At 66.8% G+C, this 22,761-nt stretch carries 27 protein-coding genes; 16 read left to right on the forward strand and 11 right to left on the reverse strand.

Annotated elements, in window-relative coordinates; all coding sequences use genetic code 11:
* Positions 1 to 47: 47 nt before the first annotated feature.
* On the reverse strand, positions 48 to 407 hold the full coding sequence (locus tag F3H87_RS12595; RefSeq protein WP_149788376.1) for a hypothetical protein: 360 nt from the start codon (positions 405 to 407) through the stop codon (positions 48 to 50).
* A gap of 213 nt (positions 408 to 620) precedes the next feature.
* Here F3H87_RS12595 and F3H87_RS12600 point away from each other — a divergent pair, with 213 nt between their 5' ends.
* From F3H87_RS12600 to F3H87_RS12620, 5 genes are all read left to right on the forward strand, one after another.
* Positions 621 to 1,595: a glutathione S-transferase family protein gene (locus F3H87_RS12600; RefSeq protein WP_149788375.1), complete on the forward strand. Its 975-nt coding sequence runs from the start codon at positions 621 to 623 to the stop codon at positions 1,593 to 1,595.
* A 68-nt stretch (positions 1,596 to 1,663) separates the two neighbouring features.
* Positions 1,664 to 2,629: a threonine-phosphate decarboxylase CobD gene (cobD, locus tag F3H87_RS12605; protein WP_223228055.1), complete on the forward strand. Its 966-nt coding sequence runs from the start codon at positions 1,664 to 1,666 to the stop codon at positions 2,627 to 2,629.
* A complete protein-coding gene (gene cbiB / locus F3H87_RS12610; RefSeq protein WP_149788373.1) occupies positions 2,626 to 3,522 on the forward strand; it encodes an adenosylcobinamide-phosphate synthase CbiB in 897 nt (298 codons plus the stop codon). Before cobD ends, cbiB begins: the two co-directional genes overlap by 4 nt.
* 63 nt (positions 3,523 to 3,585) lie before the next feature.
* Positions 3,586 to 4,764, forward strand: coding sequence for a lytic murein transglycosylase (locus F3H87_RS12615; protein ID WP_149788372.1), 1,179 nt, complete (start codon positions 3,586 to 3,588; stop codon positions 4,762 to 4,764).
* Positions 4,761 to 5,312: an MOSC domain-containing protein gene (locus F3H87_RS12620; protein WP_149788371.1), complete on the forward strand. Its 552-nt coding sequence runs from the start codon at positions 4,761 to 4,763 to the stop codon at positions 5,310 to 5,312. The genes F3H87_RS12615 and F3H87_RS12620 overlap by 4 nt, the downstream gene beginning before the upstream one ends.
* A 319-nt stretch (positions 5,313 to 5,631) precedes the next feature.
* Here the strand turns inward: F3H87_RS12620 and smc are convergent, their stop codons facing one another.
* Positions 5,632 to 9,132 carry a chromosome segregation protein SMC gene (gene smc / locus F3H87_RS12625; RefSeq protein WP_149788370.1) on the reverse strand — a complete coding sequence of 1,167 codons (3,501 nt, stop codon included), beginning with the start codon at positions 9,130 to 9,132 and terminating at the stop codon, positions 5,632 to 5,634.
* A gap of 157 nt (positions 9,133 to 9,289) precedes the next feature.
* Between smc and F3H87_RS12630 the strand changes: the two genes are divergently transcribed.
* Positions 9,290 to 9,745, forward strand: a complete 456-nt coding sequence (locus tag F3H87_RS12630) for a GNAT family N-acetyltransferase (RefSeq protein ID WP_149788369.1) — start codon at positions 9,290 to 9,292, stop codon at positions 9,743 to 9,745.
* Here F3H87_RS12630 and F3H87_RS12635 read toward each other — a convergent pair.
* Positions 9,742 to 10,137, reverse strand: a complete 396-nt coding sequence (locus F3H87_RS12635) for a hypothetical protein (protein WP_188129209.1) — start codon at positions 10,135 to 10,137, stop codon at positions 9,742 to 9,744. The two genes, F3H87_RS12630 and F3H87_RS12635, sit on opposite strands and share 4 nt — an antisense overlap.
* Positions 10,138 to 10,269: 132 nt before the next feature.
* On the opposite strand from F3H87_RS12635, the gene F3H87_RS12640 reads away from it, so the two are divergent.
* The 4 genes from F3H87_RS12640 to F3H87_RS12655 all read left to right on the forward strand — a co-directional run bounded on the left by F3H87_RS12640 (position 10,270) and on the right by F3H87_RS12655 (position 13,507).
* On the forward strand, positions 10,270 to 11,484 hold the full coding sequence (locus F3H87_RS12640; protein ID WP_149788368.1) for a TsoY family (seleno)protein: 1,215 nt from the start codon (positions 10,270 to 10,272) through the stop codon (positions 11,482 to 11,484).
* Between the two features lie 120 nt (positions 11,485 to 11,604).
* A complete protein-coding gene (locus F3H87_RS12645; protein ID WP_149788367.1) occupies positions 11,605 to 11,964 on the forward strand; it encodes a CidA/LrgA family protein in 360 nt (119 codons plus the stop codon).
* Complete coding sequence (locus tag F3H87_RS12650) at positions 11,957 to 12,679, forward strand: LrgB family protein (protein ID WP_149788366.1); 723 nt, start codon at positions 11,957 to 11,959, stop codon at positions 12,677 to 12,679. Before F3H87_RS12645 ends, F3H87_RS12650 begins: the two co-directional genes overlap by 8 nt.
* Before the next feature lie 60 nt (positions 12,680 to 12,739).
* Entirely contained in the window at positions 12,740 to 13,507 is a 768-nt protein-coding gene (locus F3H87_RS12655; RefSeq protein WP_149788365.1) for a FadR/GntR family transcriptional regulator, read from the forward strand.
* A 73-nt stretch (positions 13,508 to 13,580) separates the two neighbouring features.
* On the opposite strand, the gene F3H87_RS12660 is transcribed toward F3H87_RS12655, so the two are convergent.
* From F3H87_RS12660 to F3H87_RS12680, 5 genes are all read right to left on the reverse strand, one after another.
* A complete protein-coding gene (locus F3H87_RS12660) occupies positions 13,581 to 14,138 on the reverse strand; it encodes a F0F1 ATP synthase subunit B (RefSeq protein WP_188129208.1) in 558 nt (185 codons plus the stop codon).
* Between the two features lie 5 nt (positions 14,139 to 14,143).
* On the reverse strand, positions 14,144 to 14,680 hold the full coding sequence (locus F3H87_RS12665) for a F0F1 ATP synthase subunit B' (protein WP_149788363.1): 537 nt from the start codon (positions 14,678 to 14,680) through the stop codon (positions 14,144 to 14,146).
* A gap of 92 nt (positions 14,681 to 14,772) precedes the next feature.
* Positions 14,773 to 14,997, reverse strand: a complete 225-nt coding sequence (locus F3H87_RS12670) for a F0F1 ATP synthase subunit C (RefSeq protein ID WP_090027589.1) — start codon at positions 14,995 to 14,997, stop codon at positions 14,773 to 14,775.
* Between the two features lie 70 nt (positions 14,998 to 15,067).
* Positions 15,068 to 15,826 carry a F0F1 ATP synthase subunit A gene (locus tag F3H87_RS12675; RefSeq protein WP_149788362.1) on the reverse strand — a complete coding sequence of 253 codons (759 nt, stop codon included), beginning with the start codon at positions 15,824 to 15,826 and terminating at the stop codon, positions 15,068 to 15,070.
* Positions 15,827 to 15,828: 2 nt separating this feature from the next.
* Complete coding sequence (locus tag F3H87_RS12680; protein ID WP_149788361.1) at positions 15,829 to 16,161, reverse strand: AtpZ/AtpI family protein; 333 nt, start codon at positions 16,159 to 16,161, stop codon at positions 15,829 to 15,831.
* A gap of 233 nt (positions 16,162 to 16,394) precedes the next feature.
* Between F3H87_RS12680 and F3H87_RS12685 the strand changes: the two genes are divergently transcribed.
* A complete protein-coding gene (locus F3H87_RS12685; RefSeq protein ID WP_149788360.1) occupies positions 16,395 to 16,727 on the forward strand; it encodes an ArsR/SmtB family transcription factor in 333 nt (110 codons plus the stop codon).
* Here F3H87_RS12685 and F3H87_RS12690 read toward each other — a convergent pair.
* The 3 genes from F3H87_RS12690 to F3H87_RS12700 all read right to left on the reverse strand — a co-directional run bounded on the left by F3H87_RS12690 (position 16,724) and on the right by F3H87_RS12700 (position 18,909).
* A complete protein-coding gene (locus tag F3H87_RS12690; RefSeq protein ID WP_149788359.1) occupies positions 16,724 to 17,605 on the reverse strand; it encodes a DMT family transporter in 882 nt (293 codons plus the stop codon). The genes F3H87_RS12685 and F3H87_RS12690 overlap by 4 nt on opposite strands.
* Complete coding sequence (locus F3H87_RS12695) at positions 17,602 to 18,495, reverse strand: LysR family transcriptional regulator (protein ID WP_149788358.1); 894 nt, start codon at positions 18,493 to 18,495, stop codon at positions 17,602 to 17,604. Before F3H87_RS12695 ends, F3H87_RS12690 begins: the two co-directional genes overlap by 4 nt.
* A gap of 69 nt (positions 18,496 to 18,564) precedes the next feature.
* A complete protein-coding gene (locus F3H87_RS12700) occupies positions 18,565 to 18,909 on the reverse strand; it encodes an Hpt domain-containing protein (protein WP_188129207.1) in 345 nt (114 codons plus the stop codon).
* A gap of 367 nt (positions 18,910 to 19,276) precedes the next feature.
* On the opposite strand from F3H87_RS12700, the gene ffh reads away from it, so the two are divergent.
* The 5 genes from ffh to F3H87_RS12725 are packed head-to-tail and all read left to right on the forward strand — an operon-like array spanning position 19,277 to position 22,760.
* Positions 19,277 to 20,776, forward strand: coding sequence for a signal recognition particle protein (ffh, locus tag F3H87_RS12705; RefSeq protein ID WP_149788356.1), 1,500 nt, complete (start codon positions 19,277 to 19,279; stop codon positions 20,774 to 20,776).
* Between the two features lie 4 nt (positions 20,777 to 20,780).
* The gene (locus tag F3H87_RS12710) at positions 20,781 to 21,335 is read left to right on the forward strand and encodes a GNAT family N-acetyltransferase (protein ID WP_149788355.1); all 555 of its coding nucleotides are present in this window, start codon (positions 20,781 to 20,783) and stop codon (positions 21,333 to 21,335) included.
* Positions 21,332 to 21,859 carry a GNAT family N-acetyltransferase gene (locus F3H87_RS12715; protein ID WP_149788354.1) on the forward strand — a complete coding sequence of 176 codons (528 nt, stop codon included), beginning with the start codon at positions 21,332 to 21,334 and terminating at the stop codon, positions 21,857 to 21,859. Before F3H87_RS12710 ends, F3H87_RS12715 begins: the two co-directional genes overlap by 4 nt.
* 3 nt (positions 21,860 to 21,862) lie before the next feature.
* Entirely contained in the window at positions 21,863 to 22,468 is a 606-nt protein-coding gene (locus tag F3H87_RS12720) for a GNAT family N-acetyltransferase (RefSeq protein WP_149788353.1), read from the forward strand.
* Positions 22,461 to 22,760, forward strand: a complete 300-nt coding sequence (locus F3H87_RS12725) for a chorismate mutase (RefSeq protein WP_149788352.1) — start codon at positions 22,461 to 22,463, stop codon at positions 22,758 to 22,760. The genes F3H87_RS12720 and F3H87_RS12725 overlap by 8 nt, the downstream gene beginning before the upstream one ends.
* Position 22,761 lies beyond the last annotated feature (1 nt).

The raw sequence follows: 22,761 nt of genomic DNA on the forward strand, positions 1-22,761 counted from the left end.
CCGGGAACGGCCCGGAAACGGGCCGTTCCCTGCCTGCCGTCACAAGGTCAGATCCCGAGGTCGCGCGCCAGCAGGGCCACCGGCGCATCCTCGCGCCGCTCGAAATCGAGCGGCTGTTCGGCGCTCGCCTCGGTCATCTGCTTGAATTCATACTGCATCTCGAACGCCTCCTGCGAGGCGGCGACGATCAGGCAGCGTTTCAGATGATGCGCCCCGTCATAAAGATCCACCAGCCCGCGCAGCATGGGAACCGTGGCAATATCCACGGCAAAGCCTTTCTCCCACATGCGCAGGACCGGATAACGCTGGCCATCGACCTCAACCGCCAGGCGGTTGCGCCTGCGGCCCGTCGCACGGCGCGCGGCATCAAGGCCGGCCTGAACGTCCTTTGGCAAAAATGTCGTCATGAGAATCTCCACACTCTGCGCTCAAGGATGACCTGCCAAAGATTTGCGTCAAGGTAGTGACAGCGAAACATTGCGTTTTCGCTACAATCGGCCTGTCCGCCCGCGGCATCCCGCCCATTGTGCGTTCACGCAGCACCGGTGCGCGCCCGTCCCGGTTTCCGCGCGACCCTGCAGCAACTAGGTTTGTCGCCAACCCGGGTTAAGGAGGCCGCAATGGGACAACTGGTTCACGGCGAATGGCAGGACACATGGTACGACACCGCGAAAACCGGGGGTAAGTTCGTGCGCTCCACCGCCGGCTTCCGCAACTGGATCACCGCAGACGGCAGCGCCGGCCCGTCGGGCGAGGGCGGCTTCAGGGCCGAACCGGGGCGCTATCACCTCTATGTCTCCTACGCCTGTCCATGGGCGCACCGCGCGTTGATCTTTCGCAAGCTCAAGGGGCTTGAGGATCTGATCGGTGTCTCGGCGGTGCACCCCGACATGCTGTCGGATGGCTGGACCTTCGGCAGTGATTTCGACGGGGCCACCGGCGATACGCTCTATCACCTGCCGTTCCTGCGCGACATCTACCTGCGCGCCGATCCGGGCATCTCGGGCCGCGTCACCGTGCCGGTGCTGTGGGACAGGGAACGCGAAACCATCGTGTCGAACGAATCCTCGGAAATCATCCGCATGTTCAACACCGCCTTCGACGGGCTGACCGGCAATACCGACGACTACTGGCCCGGCGATCTGCGCAACGCGATCGCGCCGGTCAACGACCGCATCTACGACACCGTGAACAACGGCGTCTACAAATCCGGTTTCGCCACCACGCAGCGCGCCTATGACGAGGCGGTGACCGCGCTGTTCGACAGCCTCGACTGGCTTGAGGATCGTCTGGCGCAGAACCGCTACCTGATGGGCGACCGGCTGACCGAGGCCGACTGGCGGCTCTTTACCACGCTGATCCGGTTCGATCCGGTGTATCACGGGCATTTCAAATGCAACCGCCGCCGGATCGTCGATTACCCGAACCTCTGGGGCTATACCCGTGAGCTGTATCAATGGCCGGGCGTGCGCGACACGGTGCATTTCGACCACATCACGCGGCACTATTACTACAGCCACGACACGATCAATCCGCACCGGATCGTGCCCATCGGTCCCGACATCGACCATGACGCGCCGCATGGCCGGGGTTAGGCGCGGCGGGGCTTGAGTTTCCCGCGCCGCTGCGTTTGATGGGGCGGAATCAGCCAAGGCGGTGCCCCATGCCCGGACCGGACCAGACACAGCGCGACCACGGCGGCGGCCTCGATGCCGCCATCGCGACCTATGGCGGCACGCGCGCGGGCTGGCTGGACCTGTCCACCGGCATCAACCCGGTGCCCTATCCGCTGCCCGACCTGCCCGCCGACGCGTGGACGGCGCTGCCGGATGCCGCCGCTCAGGCCCGTCTGCTGGAGGCCGCAAGGCAGTTCTGGCATGTCCCAGAGGGTGCCGGGATCCTTGCCGCGCCCGGTGCCTCGGCGCTGATCGCGCAGATGCCCCGGCTGGCCGCGCCGGGGCGGGTGCATATCCCGCAACCGACCTATAACGAACATGCCGCCGCCTTTGCCGCACACGGCTGGACCGTCACGGACAGCCCCGATCAGGCCCGCGCGCAGGTGGTGGTGCACCCCAACAACCCAACCGGCGTGTGGCACGATGCCGAAACCCTGACCGCGCCGCTTGTCGTCATCGACGAAAGCTTTGCCGATGTCGCGCCGGACCGCTCCCTGATCTCGCTTGCGGACCAGCCGGGGCGGGTGGTGCTGAAAAGCTTTGGCAAATTCTGGGGGCTGGCCGGCCTGCGGCTGGGCTTTGCCATCGCGCATCCCGACACCATCGCGCGGCTGGCCGGCTGGCTGGGGCCGTGGCCGGTATCCGGCCCCGCCCTGTCCATCGCTGAGGCCGCGCTGTCGGATACGCAATGGGCCCGCGACACGCGCACGCGGCTGAACGAGGATGCCGCAAGGCTCGACGCGCTGATGCTGCGCGCGGGGGCGCGGCTGACCGGGGGCACATCGCTGTTCCGGCTATACGAGGTGAACGATGCCGCCGCGTGGCAGGATCATCTGGCCCGCGCCCATGTCTGGAGCCGCATCTTCCCCTATTCGCAAACCCTGCTGCGGCTCGGCCTGCCGCATCCCGGCCGGTGGGCGCAGCTCGACTCCGCCCTGCGCACGATCCCATGACGCTGCTGCTGGCCCTTGTCCTCGATGCGCTGATGGGCGAGCCGCGCTGGCTCTGGTCGCGGCTGCCGCACCCCGCCGTGCTGATGGGCCGCGCGGTTGCGTGGGCCGATGCGCGGTTCAATACCGGACCTGCCGGCCGGCTGAAAGGGGCGGGCGTGATGCTGGGGCTTGCGCTGGCGGCGGGGCTGCTGGGGGGTGTCCTGTCCGCCCTTGGCCCGGTGGTCGAGGTGATCGTCGCCGCGATCCTGCTGGCGCAGAAATCGCTGGTCGATCACGTGGCCGCCGTGGCCCGCGGCCTGCGCACCGGCCTGCCCGAGGGGCGGCAGGCGGTGGCGATGATCGTCAGCCGCGACACCGCCGCGATGGACGAAAGCGCAATCGCCCGCGCCGCCATCGAAAGCGCCGCGGAAAACCTGTCGGACGGGGTGATCGCGCCTGCCTTCTGGTTCGCGGTGGCGGGGCTGCCGGGGTTGCTGATCTACAAGATCGCCAACACCGCCGACAGCATGATCGGCTACCGCACGCCGCGCCATGAACGGTTCGGCTGGGCCGCCGCGCGGCTGGACGACCTGCTGAACCTGATCCCCGCCCGGCTGACCGCGCTGCTGATCGCGGCCCCTTACGGGCTGCTGCACGATCTGCGCGCGATCCGTGCCGATGCGCGGCGGCATCGCTCGCCCAACGCGGGCTGGCCCGAGGCCGCGATGGCCCGCGCCCTTGGCATCGCGCTGGCCGGACCGCGCGCTTATGATGGAAAACCGCGCGATTTTCCCTGGGTCAACGCCCCCGGCCGCCGCCCCCTGATGGCCCGCGATATCGACGCCGCGATCCGCATGCTGTGGCGGACATGGGCCGTCGCGCTGGGGCTGGCGGCGCTTCTTGCGGTGACGTGATTTGCCTGTGTGCGATCACCTGATACGGTCCGTTGCGAAAGATACCCGAAGGATTTGCACCAGATGAGATACCCCCTGATCGCCGCCGCGCTCTGCCTTGCCACCGCCCTGCCCGCCACGGCGCAACAGGCCGGTTGCGGCGGCAACTGGTCGGCTTTCGTCGACGGCGTCGCGCAAGAGGCGATCGCCCAGGGCCGGGATGCGCAGGCGGTGAAACGCTTTACCCGCAACCTGCGACAGGACCAGAAGGTGCTGGCCGCCGACCGCAGGCAGGGCGTGTTCCAGCTGGATTTCACCACGTTCGCGCGCCGGCTGATCTCGGCCAACCGGATGCAGCGGGGGCAAAGCCTGTCGCGGGAATGGGATGCCGTGTTCGACCGGGTCGAGGCGCAATACGGCGTGCCGCGCGGCGTTCTGCTGGCATTCTGGGCGTTCGAAACCGACTATGGCGCGGTGCAGGGCGATTTCAACACCGCCAACGCACTGGCGACGCTGGCCCATGATTGCAGGCGGCCCGAGCTGTTCCGCCCGCAATTGCTGGCCGCGATCCAGCTGCACGAGATGGGCGATTTCGACCCGGCCACCACCACCGGCGCCTGGGCGGGCGAGATCGGCATGGTCCAGATGCTGCCGCGCGACATCATCGACAACGGCGTGGACGGCGATGGCGACGGGCATGTGACACTCAAGACCTCGGTGCCCGACGCGCTGATGTCGGGCGGCAAGATGCTGCAGCACCTTGGCTGGCGCGCGGGCGAGCCGTGGCTGCAGGAGGTTCAGGTGCCCGCCGAAATGGACTGGTCGGCATCCGGCCTGCACACGCAACTGCGCCCGGACGAGTGGCAGGCGATGGGCGTGCGCCCGCGGTCGGGCGACTGGCAGGCCGACCTGCCCGCCAGCCTGATCCTGCCGCAGGGGCACAAGGGACCGGCCTTTGTCGCCTATCCGAATTTCAACACCTATTTCGAATGGAACCAGTCCTTCACCTATGTGCTGACCGCGGCCTATTTCGCCACGCGCCTGTCCGGCGCACCGGTGTTCGATGCGGGCAATCCCGATCCGGGGCTTTCCGGGGCGCAGATGAAAGAGCTGCAGCGCAAGCTGGCCGCGCGCGGGCATGACGTGGGCGCGGTCGACGGTATCCTTGGCGCAGGCACCCGCGCGGCGGTGCGCGCCGAACAAAAGCGGCTGGGCCTGCCCGCCGATGCCTGGCCCACCGCCGCCCTGTTGGGGCGGCTATGAGCCACGCCACGGCAGAGCAACTGAACGCGGCCCTGCCCCATATTCGGGCCGCCCCGCGTGACGACGCGCCGATTGAAATGCTGTGCTTTCGCCCGGCCCGGAATCAACGCCGGATGGTGCCGGACCTGACCCTGACCGCCGATCGGGGCATCCCCGGCGAACGCTGGCTGAAAGCGCCCTGGCTGACATTGCCGGACGGGCGCCCCGATCCGCGCATCCAGGTGTCGATCCTGCCGAAACGCGTGATGGACGCGGTGTGGCTGGATCGCGCGGGCACGGTGCATCCGGGCGATCCGATCGTGGCGGATATCGAAACCTCGTATGACAGCCTGCCGGTGGGCACGCGTCTGCGCGCGGGCAGCGCGGTGCTGGAGGTTTCGGACGCCTTCAACGACGGCTGCGTGAAATGGAAGGTGCGCTATGGCGCGGCGGCAAAGGACTGGCTGGTGACGCCGGAAAACCGCCCGCTCCGCCTGCGCGGATTGCTGTGCCGGATCGTGCAGGACGGCGTGGTGCGGCTGGGCGACCGGCTGCAACGTGTGGATTGACGTTTACAAATCGGTAAGACGTTCGGTATAATCAGAAGATCGATAGGAGTTCTGTCAGTGCTTCACTGTCAGAGTGGCCCGGCAGAGTTACAGCTCTGCCGGGCTTTTTTCTTTCCCGGTTTATCCGCCGGTCAAGAACCGGATGATCGTGACAATCAGCATTGCTGCCGCGATCAGGACCATCCATTTGCGATAGGTGGGTTCTGTCAGTTGCCTCACCTCCTTTCACCGCAAGGGATTGCGGTGTCAGTAGAAGTCACCTTCTGCATGAAGGAAAGGTAAACTTTTCCGAAAACGATAGAGGGAGCGTTGCGTCGACTCACGCCACCATCTGTTCGGCCTTCTTCAGGTCGACCGAGACCAGTTGGCTGACGCCCTGTTCCTGCATGGTGACGCCGAACAGGCGGTCCATGCGCGCCATCGTCACCGCATGGTGGGTGATGATCAGGAACCGGGTTTCGGTGCGGCGGCACATCTCGTCCAGCAGGTCGCAGAACCGGGTGACGTTGGCATCGTCCAGCGGTGCATCGACCTCGTCCAGCACGCAGATCGGCGCGGGGTTGGCCAGGAACACCGCGAAAATCAGCGCCAGCGCGGTCAGCGTCTGTTCGCCCCCCGACAGCAGGCTGAGCGTCGACAGCTTCTTGCCCGGCGGCTGGCACATGATTTCCAGCCCGGCCTCGAGCGGGTCGTCGGATTCGACCAGAACCAGGTTCGCCTCGCCACCGCCAAACAGGTGCCGGAACAGCAGCGAGAAGTTGCTGTTCACCTGTTCGAAGGCGGTCAGCAGCCGTTCGCGCCCTTCGCGGTTCAGGCTGGCGATGCCGGAGCGCAGGGTCTTGATCGCCTCTTCCAGGTCGCTTTTCTCGGACACGAGGGTGCCGTGTTCTTCCTCGACCTCGCGCTTGTCTTCCTCGGCGCGCAGGTTGACCGCGCCCAGCGCGTCGCGCTGACGTTTCAGGCGGTTCACATCGGCCTCGATCGCCTCGGCGGCGGGCATCCGGTCGGGATCGGTGTCGAGTTTTTCCAGCAGCCGGGCGGGGGTGGTTTCCATGTCTTCTTCGATGCGGCCGACGGCATAGTCCACCGTTTCGCGCGCGGCATCGACGCGGGCCTCGGCGCGGGCGCGGGCCTCGCGCGCCTCGCCGGCGGCGCGTTCGGCCTCGCGCTCGGCCTCGGTGGCGGCGCGCAACGCGCCCTCGGCCTGCGACAGCGCATCGGCGGCGGCGGCGCGGCGGGCCTCGGCCTGGGCGATGGCCTGCCCCAGCTCGTCGCGCTTGGCGGCGATTTCCTCGGGGGCGGCGCTGGCCTCTTTCAGCTCGGCCTCGGATTGCGCCTTGCGCTGCGCCAGTTCGGCGCTGCGGGTTTCGGCGGTCTGCAGGCGGTGTTTCCAGCCGCTGATTTCCTTGGTCACCTCCTGCGCGCGGCGGGTGCGGGCCTCCCCCTCGCGGCGCAGTTCGTCATGGGCGGACCGCTTGGTCAGCATGGTCATGCGCGCGGCCTCGACCGTCATCTTGATGTCCTCGACAGCGGCACGGGCGGCGTCGAGATCCTCAAGTTCGGCCACCGCCTTTTCGGCCTCGGCAAGCTGGCGCCTCGCCTCAACCGAATCCTCTTCGTGGCGGGTCACGGCAAGGCCCAGCGATTCCAGCCGCGATTGCGCAAGGTTGCGGTCGGCCTCGGCCCGGCTGAGGGCGCGGTTCGCCTCGTTCACCAGCCGGTCGGCATCGCGGCGGGCCTGGCGCGCGGCCTGATCGGCGGCGGTCAGGTCGGACAGCCGCTTTGCCAGCGCGTCATGCGCCTGCCGCGCGGCATCGGCGCGCGCGGTCGCGCGCTCCATCTGCTGCTTCAACTCTTCCAGCCGGTTGAGCTGTTGCAGGCGCAGCGCGGCGGCGCTGGGGGCATCCTCGGCCCAGGCGCGGTAGCCGTCCCAGCGCCACAGGTCCCCTTCGAGCGAGACAAGCCGCTGACCGGGCTTGAGGTATTTCTGCAACCGTGGCCCGTCGTCCGACCCGACCAGCCCGATCTGCGACATGCGCCTTTGCAGCACGTCGGGCACCGAGACATGGCGCGACAGGGCGGTAACGCCTTCGGGCAGCGCCTGATCGGCGTCATAGCCCGGCAGCACGGTCCAGCCCGAGGGGCCGTCGGCATCGACCTCGGGCGCGCGCAGGTCGTCGGCCAGCGCGGCGCCAAGCGCCTTTTCGAAGCCCTGTTCGACCTGCAGGCGGTCCATGATCTGCCCGCCCTCGGCGGTGTCGCGCTCCAGCAGCCTGGCCAGCGCCGTCACCTCGGCGCGCAGGGCGTTCAGCTCGCCCTCGGCCTCGGACAGTTCGGCGCGCACATCGGCCTCGCGCTCCTGCGCCTCGGCGCGGGCGGTTTCGGCCAGTTTCAGCGCCTCGTCGGCATTGGCGGCGGTTTGCGTCGCCTCGGCCTCGGCGCCCCGGGCGGCGGCGAAATCGGCCTCGGCCCCCTCCAGCGCGGCCTTTGACTGGCGCACCGCGTCGCGCGCCTTTTCGGCCTCGGCCTCGGAGCGGGCCAGCATCTTGCGGGTGTCGTCGAGATAGCGGTTGGCCGACTGGTGCCGCGCGGCAAGGCGGGCCACATCCTCGGTGCGTTCGGACAGGTCGGTTTCGCGGTCCTGCAACACGCTCGCGGCCTCGCGCGCGGCCTCGGCGGCGGCCTCCAGCCTGTCGGAATGGCCCTCGCCCGCCTTGGCCAGTTCCGCCTGTTCCCATTCCAGCCGTTCGATGGTTTCGCCGGCATCGCGGTTCAGCCCGGTTTCACGCTCGATATCGCGGGTAAGCTGGGCGATGCGGTTCTGCAGCGTCTCGATGGTTTGCAGCGCGCGCTCTTCCTGGTCGGCCAGCGTGTCGCGCTGCACCTGCAGGCGTTGCAGGATGGCGGCGGCAACGGCCTCTTCCTCGCGCCGGGGCGGCAGGGCGTCCTCGGCGGCCTCGCGCGCCTTGGCGGATTGCCGGGCGGCGGCCTCGGCCTGCGCGGCGGCGGTGACACGTTCGCGCAGTTGCGCCTCGGCGGCAAGGCGGGCCTCGTCGGCCTCTTTCCAGCGGCGATAGAGCAGCAACCCCTCGGCATGGCGCAGCTCGTCCCCGATGCTGCGATACCGCGCCGCCTGCCGCGCCTGCCGTTCCAGCTGCGCCAGCTGGTTGGCCAGTTGTTCGATCACGTCATCGACACGGGCGAGGTTCTGTTCGGCGCCCTTCAGCTTCAGCTCGGCCTCGTGCCGGCGCTGGTAAAGGCCCGAGATGCCGGCGGCCTCTTCCAGGATGCGGCGGCGGGCCTTGGGCTTGGCGTTGATCAGCTCGCTGATCTGGCCCTGCCGCACCAGCGCGGGCGAATGCGCCCCGGTCGATGCGTCGGCGAACAGCATCTGCACATCGCGTGCGCGCACGTCCCTGGAATTGACCTTGTAGGCGCTGCCCACGTCGCGGGTGATGCGGCGGACGATTTCAAGCTGGTCCTCGTCGTTGAAACCCGGCGGCGCCAGCCGGTCGGAATTGTCGAGGATCAGGCTGACCTCGGCGAAGTTGCGGGCGGGGCGGGTGGCGGCCCCGGCAAAGATCACGTCTTCCATCCCGCCGCCGCGCATCGCGGTGGGGCGGTTTTCACCCATCACCCAGCGCAACGCCTCCAGCAGGTTGGACTTGCCGCAACCGTTGGGGCCGACCACGCCGGTCAACCCGTCCCGGATCAGCAGATCGGTCGGATCGACAAAGCTTTTGAAGCCGGTCAGTCGTAGCTTGGTAAATCGCAAAGCCTGCGCCCCTGATTCCATAGGTTCAGGGATTTTGCGGCCCATCCCGGGCGCGAGTCAACGAAAACGCCCACGATCTTGGGTGAATGAGCGAGTTTTCCACAAGATATTGCGGATATCCGCCGGCATATCGCGCCTTCACCGGCTTGACCCCGGCAGCCGGTCGCGGCACCGTCTGCGCGACATTGCAGCAAGAGGCCCCATGCCCAGAATCGAACCCGCCGATCCCACCGCCCCCGCACCGCGCGCGCTGCTGGCCGCCAGCGCGGCGCTGATGGAGCAATTGTTCGACGCCGAGGACAACCACTACCTGTCGCCCGAGGAACTGGCGCGGGACGGCATCCATTTCTTCGTCGTGCGGAACGCGGCGGGCGATGCCACCGGCACGATCGCACTGGCCGAAAAGGATGGGTATGGCGAGGTCAAGGCGCTGTTCGTCGACCCGGAGGCGCGCGGGCTGGGGCTGGCGCGGGCACTGCTGGCACATGTCGAGGGCGTGGCGCGCGACCTCGGGCTTGCATGGCTGCGGCTGGAAACCGGCGACAGGCTGTATTCGGCCATCAACCTTTACCGCGCGGCGGGGTTCACCACCTGCGGGCCGTTCGGCGATTACGAGGCGAATGGCAGCAGCGTCTTCCTCGAAAAGCACCTGATCTAGACCGGGTCGCAGATGATATCCCGTATCCGCGCACCCGGCCCGCCCGACGCAGGGCGGGTGAGCACCGCGCAGCTATAGGACGGCGGAGCAGGTGGCGGCGCGCCATGGCCCCCGCAATCCAGCGCGGCGCGGATCATCGCCTGATCGCCACCCAGCCGCCGCACCTTGCACCCGCTGACCTGTTCGATGGCAATCACGGCGCGCGGGCCGACCGGCCCCATGCGCGGCGCGTATTCGGAATTGATCCGTATCGCCTCGGCCTGCGCGCCCTTGATACGCACGTCGAAAACCGAGGGCGCAACCGTCACCCGCACCGGCACCACACCCCGAAATCCGGGGCTGGGCGTGTTGCAGGCAGCCAGAAGCAGGGTGAGGCACAGGACGATACGCATGGGCCATGGAAACCCGGGCAAGGTTAACCGCGGGTTAATTCCCCCGTGCCGGGCTGCGACAATTGACTCCTTTGTATTCCGCAATCGGAATGTTATTTATATTCCAATCCTGGAATTCAAAGGAGTCGCGCAATGCCCGATACCTTGAAACGCCCGGCGGATGCCTATTCTCCGCTCTATTTCCTTGCCTCGCTCGGGGCGGGCGGGCTGTCGGTCAGCTTTTTCATGTACCTGATGTTCTGGGTGCCGCATCCCGGCCGCCCCGTCCCGGTGTTCGAGGATATCTCGGCCGCGTTCGCCACCGGCAGGATGCCGATGCAGGCGGCCATTATCGTGGCGGTGCTGGGCATCGCGGCCTTTGCCTTTCTGAACGTGAAATCGCTGATCTGGAATTTCTCGGCCCTGTCGGCGTTCCGAAAAACCGAAGGCTACACCGCGCTGCGCAATTCGAACGCGGAAACCACCCTGCTGGCCGCGCCGCTGGCCACCGCGATGACGGTGAACGCGATGTTCATCCTCGGCCTCGTCTTCGTGCCGGGATTGTGGAGCGTCATCGAATATCTGTTCCCCATGGCGCTGGTCGCGTTCCTGGGGCTGGGCGTCTGGGCGTTCCGCACCATCGGCGATTTCCTGGGGCGCGTGCTGACCACCGGCGGTGTGTTCGACGTGACCGCGCATAACAGCTTTGCCCAGCTTCTGCCGGCCTTCGCCATTTCAATGATCGCAGTGGGCCTTGCCGCCCCCGCCGCGATGAGCGGCAATGCCCTGACCGTGGGTATCGCGCTGGTGCTGTCGACCTTTTTCGGGTTCGCCGCGATCACCTATACGGTGGTGGCCGCCATCACGGCGTTCAATTCGATGCTGCAACACGGCACCGCGAAAGACTCCGGGCCGACCCTGATGGTGATCGTGCCGATCATGACCGTTCTGGGCATCATGTTCCTGCGCCAGGGCCACGGGCTGCATACCGGGTTCGACGCGCACACGACCCCCGGTGAAACCATGGTGTTCCTTGCCCGCCTGCTGACCGTGCAGATTCTGTTTCTGCTGCTGGGGATGCTGGTGCTGCGCCGGCAGGGCTATTTCACCGATTACGTGCTCGGCACAAAAACCTCGCCCGGGTCCTATGCGCTGGTCTGCCCCGGCGTCGCGCTGAGCGTGATGCTGCAGTTCTTCATCAACAAGGGCCTGGTCGAGGCCGGCGTGATCGACAAGTTCGGCGTGGCCTTCTGGGTGCTGACCGCGATCGCCCTGGCCGCGCAGGCGGCGATGATCGCGCTGGTCCTGCGCCTGAACCGCCAGCATTTCGGCAAGGCGCGGCAAGCCGCCGCCCTGCCCGCGGAATAAGCCAACCTCCCATTGGCTGACCCTGGGGCGTTCGGAGCGATCCGGGCGCCCTTTTTCTGCACCGTGGACAGGCCGCCCAGACCGTCTAGAGTGGGGAGAAACACCAAAGGGGGCAGGCCGGTGATCGCGCATCTGGCAATATTCTTGTCGTTCCAGCTTGCGGGCGAGGTGATCGCCCGTGGCGCGGGCCTGCCGGTGCCGGGGCCGGTTCTGGGGCTGGCGCTGCTCTTGCTGGCCTGTATCGCGGCGCCCGCCCTCGGCCAACGCCTGCTGGCCACCGCTCAGGGGTTGCTGTCGCACCTGTCGCTTCTGTTCGTGCCTGCCGGGGTGGGCGTGGTGGCGCATATTGGCACGCTCGGCCCGGCCGCGCCCGCGCTGCTGGTGGCGCTGGTGGGTTCGACCCTGCTGGCACTGGTCACGGGGGCAGCGGTGTTCGTGGCGCTGGCCCGCCTCACCCGATCCGGGGCGGGCCATGACTGACCTGCCCGCCATCTGGTCCTATCTCAGCCGTGAACCGCTGCTCTGGCTGACCGCCACGCTGATTGCCTATGTCGCGGGCGATGCGGCCTCGCGGCGGTCGGGGCGCAACCCGGTGGTGAACCCGGTGCTGGTCGCCATGATCCTGCTGTCGCTTGTCCTCTGGGCCACCGGCACCCCCTACCCGACCTATTTCGAAGGCGCGCAATTCGTGCATTTCATGCTGGGCCCGGCCACGGTGGCGCTGGCGCTGCCGCTGTGGTCGAACCTCGCGCATGTGCGCGCCACGCTGGTCCCGATGCTGGGTGCGCTCGTGGCCGGGTCCGTGGTGGCCATCCTGTCGGCGCTGTGGATCGCGCAGGCCCTTGGGGTAGAGGGCCCGGCGCTGCTGTCGCTGGCACCGAAATCGACGACCGCGCCGGTGGCCATCGGCATTTCGGAGCAACTGGGCGGCCTGCCCACGCTGACCGCCGCGCTGGTGATCCTGACCGGCATCATCGGCGCGGTAATCGTGACGCCGCTGATGAACCTGCTGCGCATCAGCGACTGGCGGGCCCGCGGTTTTGCCGTGGGCGTGGCCGCGCATGGGATCGGCACCGCGCGGGCGTTCCAGGTGAACGAAACCGCCGGCGCCTTCGCGGGCATCGGCATGGGGCTGAACGCCCTGCTGACCGCGATCCTGGCGCCGTGGATCGTGGCCATCCTGTTTTCCGGCTGAGGCTTGCCCACGCCCGGCGGCGATCATATCCTCTGACCGACCCGAAGATACGAGGACGCAATGCCCTTTCAACCCGTGCAGCCCGAAAAGCTGTCCACCGCGGTGACGCGGCAGATCGAGAAACTGATCCTGCGCGGCATCCTGCGCCCCGGAGAGCGGCTGCCGTCCGAGCGTGAGCTGTCCGAACGGCTGGGCGTATCGCGCCCCTCGCTGCGCGAAGCCATCGCCGAGCTGCAGGACAAGGGCCTTCTGAGCGCACGCGCCGGGGCGGGCATCTACGTGGCCGACGTGCTGGGCAGCGCCTTTTCCGACGCGCTGATCCGGCTGTTCGCCGATCACGAACAGGCGGTGTTCGACTACGTGTCGTTCCGGCGCGACATGGAGGGGCTGGCCGCCGAACGCGCGGCGCGCTTTGCCTCGGACACCGACCTGCAGGTGATCCAGACCATACTGGACAAGATGGAGGCCGCGCATCTCAAACGCGACCCCACCGACGAGGCCCGGCTGGATGCCGATTTCCACCTGGCAATCATCGAGGCCAGCAACAACGTGATCATGCTGCACATGATGCGCTCGATGTACCAGCTTTTGCAGCAGGGCGTGTTCTACAACCGGCAAACCATGTTCAAGCAACGCACCACGCGCGACATGCTGCTGGATCAGCACCGGGCGATCAACGACGCGCTGCAGGCCCGCGACCCCGAGGGCGCGCGCGCCGCGGTCGAGGCGCACCTGTCCTATGTCGAACGCGCGTTGCAGGATCAGCACAAGGCCGACCGGAACGAGGAAATCGCCCGCCTGCGGCTGGAGCATCAAAAGGCGCGCTGACCGGAACGGAAAAATGCCCGCGCATCGTGATGCACGGGCGTTCCTTAAGTCCGGTGTGCGATGCCGGCCGGCGTCAGTGCAGCTTGTCGCCCACTTCGGCAATCGCGGCGTCGATCAGCTTGTTGCCCTCGGTCGCGGTCATCTGCTTGGCGATCACGCCGCGGGCGGCGCTGACGGCCACCTTGACAGCCGTGTTGCGCACTTCCTTGACGGCATTCGCCTCAGCCGAGGCGATCTGGTCCCCGGCGGCCTGCAGGCGACGCTCGATCGACTTCTGCAGATCGGCCTTGGCCTGCTCGGCGGCCAGTTCGGCCTCTTGCCTGGCGTGGACGATGATGCGGTCGGCCTGCTCCTGCACTTCCTTCTGCTTGCGCTCGTAGGAGGCCAGGATCGTCTGGGCCTCTTCCCGCAGCGCGCGCGCCTCGTCCAGCTCCGAGCGGATACCGTCGGCGCGCTTGTCCAGCATACCGCCCAGCATCGAGGGAACCTTGAAGTAGAACAGGACCGCAACAAACAGCAGGAAACCCAGCGTCACGATGAAGTCGGTGTTGCCGAGCGAAAAGAACGGCCCGCTGGCGGCAAAGGCCGGGCTGGCGGCGGTCAGGGCGGCGAGGATGGCAATCTTGCGCATGATGCTTACCCTTTCATCCGGTCGGCCACGGCGGCGGCCACGGTCTTGGCGTCGGCCTTGCCACCCATCGCGGCGACGATCTCGGCGGCGGTATCGCGGGCCACCTCTTCGACGCTTTGCATGGCACCGGCGCGGATCTCGGCGATCTTCTTTTCGCCCTCGGCGGTCCGGGCCGCGATCTCGGCATCGGCCTTTGCGGTGGCGGCGTCCAGGTCGGCCTGAATCTCTGCCTTGGCCTCGGCGATGATGCGCTGTGCCTCGGCACGGGCATCGGCGAGGGCCTTGTTATAGGCTTCTTCGGCCTCGACCGCCTTGGCCTTGAGGTCTTCGGCAGCGGCGATGTCGTTGGTGATGGTCCCCTGACGCTCGGCCAGCACGGCCGCGATGCGCGGCAGCGCGATGCGCGACAGGACGAAATAGATCACGACCAGCGTGACCAGAAGCCAGAAAATCTGGTTGCCCCAGTTCGAGAAATCGAGCTGCGGCATTCCGGGTGCGGAAGCCCCGTTTGCTGCGTCAGCGGCGTGCGTTTCGGTCGCCATGTCGTCCTCCTTGGGGAACTTTCCGTTTGCACCGGGCAGTCACGCGATGAAAGCGGTGACTGCCCGACCGTAAGGATCGGGTTCCGTAAGGCTCAGACGGCGAACATCAGCAGCAGAGCGACCAGGAACGAGAAGATGCCCAGGGCTTCTGCGAAGGCGATGCCGATGAAGAGGGTCGCGGTCTGCGACGCGGCAGCCGAGGGGTTGCGCAGTGCGCCGGCAAGAAAGTTGCCCGCCACGTTGCCCACACCGATTGCGGCTGCGCCCGAACCGATTGCTGCCAGGCCTGCGCCGATATGTGCCAGTTGACCTTCCATGGGTATGTCTCCTTACGATTGGAAGTTGGAATTTTGGGGTTTGCGTAGGGTGGGCAGCCTGCCCACCGCGTTAGTGCGACGGATGCAGCGCATCCTTCAGATACACGCAGGTCAGGATGGTAAAGACGTAGGCCTGGATGAAGGCCACCAGAACCTCGAGCCCGTACATCGCCGTGATCGCCACGACCGAGACCGGGCTGATGACCGCGATGGCGGCAAAGCCCGCGAACACCTTGATCACCGCGTGGCCCGCCATGACGTTGCCGGCAAGACGAATGGAGTGGCTGACCGGGCGCACGAAATACGAGATCAGCTCGATGATCGCCAGGATCGGGCGCAGCGCCAGCGGCGCCGACTTGACCCAGAACAGCTCAAGGAACCTGGCGCCGTTCTTGACGAAACCGACGATGGTGACGGTGACGAACACCATCAGCGCCAGCACCACGGTGACCGCGAAATGCGACGTGGTGGTAAAGCTCATCGGGATCAGGCCCAGGAAGTTGGCGAAGACGATGAACATGAACAGCGTCATGATATAGGGGAAAAAGGCCACGGCATCCTTGCCGGCCACGTCCTCGACCATCTTGTAGACGAAGCCATAGGCCAGCTCGGCAATCGACTGCGTGCGCGACGGGATGACCGCGCGGCGCGAGGTGCCCAGAACCATCAGCACGATCACCGCCAGCACGGCGATGGCCATCCACAGCGTCACGTTGGTGACGGTGAAGAATCCGACCGCCCCCTCACCGAACAGCGGCTCGACGATGAACTGATCCATCGGGTGAAAAACCAGGCCGCCCTCTTCGGCACCATGCGTTTCGGTCGCCATGCTCAATCCTCTTTCTCGTCCCCGGCCTTTTGGGCCGCGATTTCCCCGTCCTGGATTTCGCGCGCCGAGCGGATCATCGTCTTGACCCCGGCGGCAAGCCCCAGAAATGTAAACAGCACCATGAATATCGGCAGGGTGCCGATCAGGCTGTCCAGCCCGTATCCGATGCCAAAACCGATCCCCAGACCGGCCACGAGTTCGATCACCATCCGCCAGGCAAGCTGCGCCTGTGAATAATGCTCTTCCATGTGGGGCCTGGGCGCATTCGCGGCTTTCGCCGCCTCGATCTTCGCCTCAAGCTCGGCCAGTTGGCGCTGCTTTTCGGGATCGGTCACCGCGTAAACCCCCATGGGATAGCTTGGCGCTTTGCTACGGTGCGGCAAGCCCCGAGTCAAGCGCCCGTGATGCACCGGAGATAACGATGCATCATATTGATATGCCTGAGTTTTTTCAAACCCTCGACTCCAGCAGGCAGCGCGCCGCACCCGCTGTTTGCGCCAACGGCCCGCAAAACCCATATTCAACCAAATGGTTGACGATTGCCCGGCCCCACGCGATAGCAAACCCCATGACACAGGATCTCGACACCGTATTCGCCGCCCTTGCCGACCCGACGCGGCGCGCGATCCTGTCGATGCTGCTCGAGGACGACATGGCGGTGACGGATGTCGCCGACCCGTTCGAGATGAGCCTTGCCGCGATTTCCAAGCACCTGACCATCCTGGCCAATGCCGGGCTGATCACGCAGGAAAAACGCGGGCGGGTGAAATGGTGCAAGCTGGAACCCGACGCCCTGCGCGCGGCGTCGATCTGGATGCAGAGCTTCGGCCAGTTCGAGGCGGTCAACCTCGACGCGTTCGAGGCGTTTCTCGAGCGTGAATTCGGCCCCGACGCGGGTTAACCTTCGTCCCGCAGCAGCAACAGCAACGCCAGCACGCTCAGCCCCACACCGCCCAGCAGGATAACCGGCGGCGTGCCGTGGCCCAGCATGAACTCCCACACCACCACCCAGGTCGGCGTCAGGTAGGTATAGGCCATCACCTTGGCCGAAGGCAGGCGCAGCGTGGCGTATTGCAGCAGCACGAAGGTGGCAGACGAGGCGAACACCGCCAGGTATCCCAGCGTCACCCAGACCAGCGGCGACAGCGCGGCCCAGTCCGTGGCCACGATATCGGACCAGCCCCAGATGCCCACCAGCAGCCCGCCCGCCAGCAGCATCCCGAAGGTAAAGACAACCGCCGGTTCGCCCCGGTTCAGCAGGCGCACCAGCGGGGTATAGACCGCATGCGCCACGCAGCCCGCGAAATAGATCGCCTCGCCCCGGCCCACGTGGAACTGCATCAGCAGCCCCAGATCGGCCCGGAAGATCACCCAAAGCGCCCCCGCCGCGCCGATCAGCAACGCCAGCGCCATCCGGGGCGTCGTCACCTGCCGCAGCAGGAACCAGCCGGCAATCGCCGCGATGATCGGCGTCAGCGTGAACACGGCCGAGGCCGAGACCGCCGGCGCGGTTTTCAGCCCCTCGAACATCAGCACGAAATAGGCCCCGAAAATCCCGCCCAGCACCAGGTAGCGCCACGGCGCGCGGAACGCGCTGCGCGGGATGCCGTGGGTGGCCACCGCCACCGTGCCCACGATCACCGCCGCCAGCGCGAAACGCAGCGCGTTCAGCGCGGTCGGCGCGATATCGTTGGCAACCAGCACCCCCAGCGAGAACGAGCCCGCCACCAGCGCCGAGAACAGGAGCATGGCCAGGTGGCCGCGTGCGGCCTCGCTCATGCGTGCAGGCCCTCGCTGCCCCAGCCGCGCGCCTGTTGCTTGAGCCAGGACAGAAGCGTCTGCACCTTGGCCGTGCGGTGCAGGTCGACATGGGTCACCAGCCACATCGGAACCTGCCATGACTCCTGCGGCGGCATGATCTCAAGAAGGTCGTCATGCCGGGCGGCCTCCCACAGAGGAAGAAAACCGATACCCGCCCCTTCGACCACCGCCAGTTCCAGAGCGCTGGATTCGCTGCTGCGAAAGCGGATCGCCTCCTCGTCGACCATCTGGCGCAGCCATATGTTGAAAGGCGCACGCATCAACGCATCGTCCGGCCCCACGAAGGCATGACCGGCGAATCCGTCGGAACCGTCGGGCAGGCCCATCCGGTCGGCATAGGATTTCGCGGCATAAAGCCCGTATGCCTGCCGAAAGAATGGCTGCACCACGTTGTCGGGCTCCTCCGGGGCGGCACCGGCACGGATGGCCACATGCGCCTCGCCGTATTCCAGACGGAACAGGCGTTCGCCGGTCAGGTAGCGCAGGACCAGATCGGAATGTTCCAGTTGAAAAGCCGTCAGGGCCGGCGCCAGAAGCGGCGACAGTCCCGCAAGCGAGGTGATCACCAGCTCGCCCGTCATGTCGTTGCCGCGGCCCTTGATCCGGCCGGCAAGCTGCTGGAACTGCTCGTCGGTGGCCTGCGCCACGCGCAACAGGTCCTGCCCCGCCTCGGTCGCCGTGTAGCCACGGGCATGGCGCTGGAACAGCTTGATGCCCAGCCGCCCCTCCAGCGCGTCGATATGGCGGATCACCGTGGCGTGGTGCACGCCCAGAACCTCGGCCGCGCCGCTGACCGTGCCCAGCCGCGCCACCTGAAACGCGGTGCGGATTTCGTCCCAGTTGTCCATTCCGGCCCTCCAATGCCCGGTGCAGGGCCGACTATGCGTGGCGCGGCCGGGAATTTCCAGAGCGCGCGATCAGTATCCTGTGGCGAATGCGGCGAATGCCTGCTGCATGGGGTGCAACGCCTCGGTCGCGGCGCGGGCGCGGGCGGTGTCGCCCTCGTCCGCGGCCTGCTGGCAGCGCCGCAACTGCCCGCCGATGGCGCGCAGCCCCAGCACCTCGGCCGCCCCCGCCAGGTTATGCGCCTCCTGCGCCAGATCGCCGGGCGGCAGATCGGGCGCCTGCGCCAGGAACGCCTGCAATTGCCCCAGCAGCTTGTCGAACTGTTCGCGCAGCATGTCGCGGCCCAGCAACCCTTCCAGTTCCGACAGGTCGTCAGGGGCCGGGCGGCCTGCGGCGTGCGGTTGGCCATCGGTCATCTGCGTATCGTTCCCATCGTTTCGCATCGGGACGGGCGGGCCAGGCCCCGGAAGCCCCGTGAAATGATGCACCGATCAACCGGCCGAAATGATACCCCCGCATGATGTCCCAGCCCCGCCCCCGCCGCAAGACCAGCCGCGCGCAACGGACGGCACGGGTTGACTCGCGCCGCTGCCGGGCCTAAAGCCAAGCGAAATCCCGGAAGGCCCTCGTTCTTCCGGTCCTTGGCCCAAGGCAAGGATCGCCCCCCGTCAGCGCGTTGCGCCCACGGGGGCGCTTCCGGTTTGTCGGGGCAAGGGTTTCGAAACGTCACGCGCGCCCCCATCTGGGCAGGGAACGGAACAAGGTCGCAAAGGAGCCGACAGCATGTTTGAAAATCTGTCCGAACGCCTGTCCGGTGTCTTCGACCGCCTGACCAAGCAGGGCGCGCTGTCCGAGGATGACGTCAAGACCGCCCTGCGCGAGGTGCGTGTCGCCCTGCTGGAGGCGGACGTATCGCTGCCGGTGGCGCGCGACTTCGTCAAGACGGTGCAGGAACGCGCGACCGGCCAGGCGGTGACGAAATCGGTTACCCCCGGCCAGCAGGTCGTCAAGATCGTGCATGACGCGCTGGTCGACACCCTGACCGGCGAGGAAGATCCCGGCAAGCTCAAGATCGACAGCCCGCCCGCGCCGGTGCTGATGGTCGGCCTTCAGGGCGGCGGCAAGACCACCACCACCGCCAAGCTGGCCAAGCGCCTGAAAGAGAAAGAGGGCAAGCGCGTCCTCATGGCCTCGCTCGACGTCTATCGCCCGGCGGCGATGGACCAGCTTGCGGTGCTGGGCGCGCAGATCGGCGTCGACACGCTGCCGATCGTCGCGGGCCAGAAACCCGTGGACATCGCTAGGCGCGCCAAGCAGCAGGCGACGATGGGCGGCTATGACGTCTACATGCTGGACACCGCGGGCCGCCTGCAGATCGACGAAGTGCTGATGCAGGAGGTCGAGGATGTCCGCGACGTGGTCAAACCGCGCGAGACATTGCTGGTCGTCGACGGGCTGACGGGGCAGGTCGCCGTCGAGGTGGCCGAGGAATTCGACCGCAAGATCGGCATTTCCGGCGTCGTGCTGACGCGGATGGACGGCGACGGGCGCGGCGGCGCGGCGCTGTCGATGCGCGCGGTGACGGGCAAGCCGATCCGCTTTGTGGGCCTCGGCGAAAAGATGGACGCGCTCGAAACATTCGAGCCCGAGCGCATCGCCGGCCGCATCCTCGGCATGGGCGATATCGTCAGCCTTGTCGAACGCGCGCAGGAAACCATCGAGGCCGAACAGGCCGAGCGCATGATGCGCCGCTTCAAGAAGGGTCAGTTCAACATGAACGACCTGAAGATGCAGCTCGAACAGATGATGAAGATGGGCGGGATGGAATCCATCATGTCCATGATGCCCGGCATGGGCAAGATGTCCAAGCAGGTGCAGGAGGCCGGTTTCGACGACAAGGTGATCCGCCAGCAGATCGCGCTGATCAACTCGATGACGAAAAAGGAACGCGCCAACCCGCAGATTCTGCAGGCCAGCCGCAAGAAACGCATCGCCGCCGGCGCGGGGATGGAGGTTTCCGACCTCAACAAGCTGCTCAAGATGCAGCGCCAGATGTCCGACATGATGAAGAAGATGGGCAAGATGGGCAAAGGCGGCATGTTGAAACAGGCCATGAAGGGCATGTTCGGCAAGGGCGGGATGCCCGACATGAACGACCCCAAGGCGATGGAAGAGGCGGCAAAGGCGATGGGCGGCAAGCTGCCCGGCGGCATGAGCGGCCTCGGCGGCCCCGGCGGAATGCAACTGCCCGGCGGGCTGAGCGGCCTCGGAAAGAAGAAATAAGCCGATGGCCCTGACCGCTGCCCCCACTCTCGAAACCAAGAACCTGATCCTGCGCAGCCACGAGGCACGCGACATCGAACCGATGATCGCCTTCCTGACCGATCCGGTGCGCTCGGCGGGTTTCGGCGGCTATGACAACCGGCACGACGCATGGCGCTGGTGCATGTTGTCGGTGGGGCACTGGCACCTGCACGGCTATGGCTATTTCACGATTGAGGACAAGTCATCGGGCCAGCCCGCCGGCATCACCGGCATCTGGAACCCCGATGGCTGGCCCGAGCCGGAAATCGGCTGGGTCGTCTTCGACGGGTTCGAAGGGCGCGGCATCGCGTTCGAGGCCGCGGCGCGCGCCCGGCAATGGGCCTATGACGATCTGGGGATGACGACGCTCAGCTCCAACATCGTGCCGGGTAATACGCGGTCCATCGCGCTGGCCGAACGGCTGGGCGCGTGGTTCGAACGCGAATACACCAATGTCTCGATGGGCACCGAGCTGCTCTATCGGCACCCCGGCCCGGACGCGCTGGACAGCGACGGCAGCGTCGAGGCCTATGCATGACGCGCTTTGCCTTCGATATCCCCACGCTCGATGCCGGGCCGGTGACCCTGCGCGCCCCGCGCGAGGGTGACCTCGACGCGCTGGCCGGCTTCATGGCAAGCGAGCGCAGCCAGTATGTCGGCGGTCCCGCCAGCCGGGCAGACAGCTGGGCCATCATCGCCCGCATCCTCGGCCACTGGGCGCTGCGCGGCTACGGCTTCTGGTATATCGCCGAGAAAGAGACAGACCGCGCCATCGGCGCCTGCGGCTTCATCAACCGCGAAGGCTGGGACGAACCGGAACTGGGCTGGCAGGTCTGGGACGGGTTCGAAGGTCGCGGCATCGCCCATGCGGCGGCCCGCACCGCCCGCGCCCATGGCGCGCGCCATTTCGGCCTGAACGGCGTGATTTCCTACATCGTGCCGCAGAACACCCGCTCGATCGCGCTGGCGCAACGCCTCGGCGCGACGTTCGAACGCGAGGGCGAGGTGCTGGGCCACAAATGCCACGTCTACCGCCATCCCAGACAGGACGAGGCGGCGTAAACGATGGCGACGCAGAACATCCCCACCCTCACCACCAAGCGCCTTGTCCTGCGCGGCCCCGAGCCGCAGGATTACCCCGATTTCAAGGCCACGTTCAGCTCTTACCGCTCGCGTTTCATGGGCGGGCCGCTGAATGCCTACGAGGCGTGGATGCTCTATGCCGCCGAAATCGGGCACTGGCATATCCGCGGCTACGGCATGTGGATGATCCACGACCGCGCAACCGACAAGACGCTGGGCATGGCCGGCGGCTGGTTCCCCGCCAAATGGCCCGAACGCGAGATCGCCTGGATCATCTGGCCCGACGTGGCCGGCCACGGCTATGCGCTCGAGGCGACGCATCGCGTGCGGCGGTATTTCTACGAGGAACAGGGCTGGGAAACGGCGGTCAGCTATATCGACCCGAAAAACCTGGACTCGATCCGCCTGGCCGAACGGCTTGGCGCCCAAAAGGATCACGAGGCGCCCACGATCGACGGCAACGACGCGGTCTATCGCCATCCCGCGCCCGACCGGCTGCGCGGCACGCAACTGGCCCACGGCATCGAGATGGAGATCGCCAACTACGCCGATCCGCTTTTCAAACCGAAAGGGTTCGCCATTGACTGACGACACCACACAGCGCGCCGCCGCCCTGCTCAGGGAACACCGCGCCAGCATCGACCGGCTGGACGCAATCCTTGTCTACACGCTGGGCGAACGGTTCAAGCACACGCAGGCCGTGGGCAGGCTCAAGGCGCAGCACGACCTTCCCCCGTCCGATCCCGCGCGCGAGGCGCAGCAGATCGAACGGCTCGAAGACCTGGCGAAACAGGCCGACCTCGACCCGGAATTCGCCAAGAAGTTCCTGAACTTCATCATCGCCGAGGTGATCCAACACCACCGGCAACACCAATCGTAAG

The sequence above is a fragment of the Lutimaribacter pacificus genome, assembly GCF_900142185.1.
Classification (GTDB): domain Bacteria; phylum Pseudomonadota; class Alphaproteobacteria; order Rhodobacterales; family Rhodobacteraceae; genus Lutimaribacter; species Lutimaribacter pacificus.

Coding starts and splice junctions, on each gene's coding strand:
- F3H87_RS12595 (WP_149788376.1), bottom strand. CDS start 407: ATGACGACATTTTTGCCAAAGGACGTTCAGGCCGGCCTTGATGCCGCG.
- F3H87_RS12600 (WP_149788375.1), top strand. CDS start 621: ATGGGACAACTGGTTCACGGCGAATGGCAGGACACATGGTACGACACC.
- cobD (WP_223228055.1), top strand. CDS start 1,664: ATGCCCGGACCGGACCAGACACAGCGCGACCACGGCGGCGGCCTCGAT.
- cbiB (WP_149788373.1), top strand. CDS start 2,626: ATGACGCTGCTGCTGGCCCTTGTCCTCGATGCGCTGATGGGCGAGCCG.
- F3H87_RS12615 (WP_149788372.1), top strand. CDS start 3,586: ATGAGATACCCCCTGATCGCCGCCGCGCTCTGCCTTGCCACCGCCCTG.
- F3H87_RS12620 (WP_149788371.1), top strand. CDS start 4,761: ATGAGCCACGCCACGGCAGAGCAACTGAACGCGGCCCTGCCCCATATT.
- smc (WP_149788370.1), bottom strand. CDS start 9,132: ATGGGCCGCAAAATCCCTGAACCTATGGAATCAGGGGCGCAGGCTTTG.
- F3H87_RS12630 (WP_149788369.1), top strand. CDS start 9,290: ATGCCCAGAATCGAACCCGCCGATCCCACCGCCCCCGCACCGCGCGCG.
- F3H87_RS12635 (WP_188129209.1), bottom strand. CDS start 10,137: ATGCGTATCGTCCTGTGCCTCACCCTGCTTCTGGCTGCCTGCAACACG.
- F3H87_RS12640 (WP_149788368.1), top strand. CDS start 10,270: ATGCCCGATACCTTGAAACGCCCGGCGGATGCCTATTCTCCGCTCTAT.
- F3H87_RS12650 (WP_149788366.1), top strand. CDS start 11,957: ATGACTGACCTGCCCGCCATCTGGTCCTATCTCAGCCGTGAACCGCTG.
- F3H87_RS12655 (WP_149788365.1), top strand. CDS start 12,740: ATGCCCTTTCAACCCGTGCAGCCCGAAAAGCTGTCCACCGCGGTGACG.
- F3H87_RS12660 (WP_188129208.1), bottom strand. CDS start 14,138: ATGCGCAAGATTGCCATCCTCGCCGCCCTGACCGCCGCCAGCCCGGCC.
- F3H87_RS12665 (WP_149788363.1), bottom strand. CDS start 14,680: ATGGCGACCGAAACGCACGCCGCTGACGCAGCAAACGGGGCTTCCGCA.
- F3H87_RS12670 (WP_090027589.1), bottom strand. CDS start 14,997: ATGGAAGGTCAACTGGCACATATCGGCGCAGGCCTGGCAGCAATCGGT.
- F3H87_RS12675 (WP_149788362.1), bottom strand. CDS start 15,826: ATGGCGACCGAAACGCATGGTGCCGAAGAGGGCGGCCTGGTTTTTCAC.
- F3H87_RS12685 (WP_149788360.1), top strand. CDS start 16,395: ATGACACAGGATCTCGACACCGTATTCGCCGCCCTTGCCGACCCGACG.
- F3H87_RS12690 (WP_149788359.1), bottom strand. CDS start 17,605: ATGAGCGAGGCCGCACGCGGCCACCTGGCCATGCTCCTGTTCTCGGCG.
- F3H87_RS12695 (WP_149788358.1), bottom strand. CDS start 18,495: ATGGACAACTGGGACGAAATCCGCACCGCGTTTCAGGTGGCGCGGCTG.
- F3H87_RS12700 (WP_188129207.1), bottom strand. CDS start 18,909: ATGACCGATGGCCAACCGCACGCCGCAGGCCGCCCGGCCCCTGACGAC.
- ffh (WP_149788356.1), top strand. CDS start 19,277: ATGTTTGAAAATCTGTCCGAACGCCTGTCCGGTGTCTTCGACCGCCTG.
- F3H87_RS12710 (WP_149788355.1), top strand. CDS start 20,781: ATGGCCCTGACCGCTGCCCCCACTCTCGAAACCAAGAACCTGATCCTG.
- F3H87_RS12715 (WP_149788354.1), top strand. CDS start 21,332: ATGACGCGCTTTGCCTTCGATATCCCCACGCTCGATGCCGGGCCGGTG.
- F3H87_RS12720 (WP_149788353.1), top strand. CDS start 21,863: ATGGCGACGCAGAACATCCCCACCCTCACCACCAAGCGCCTTGTCCTG.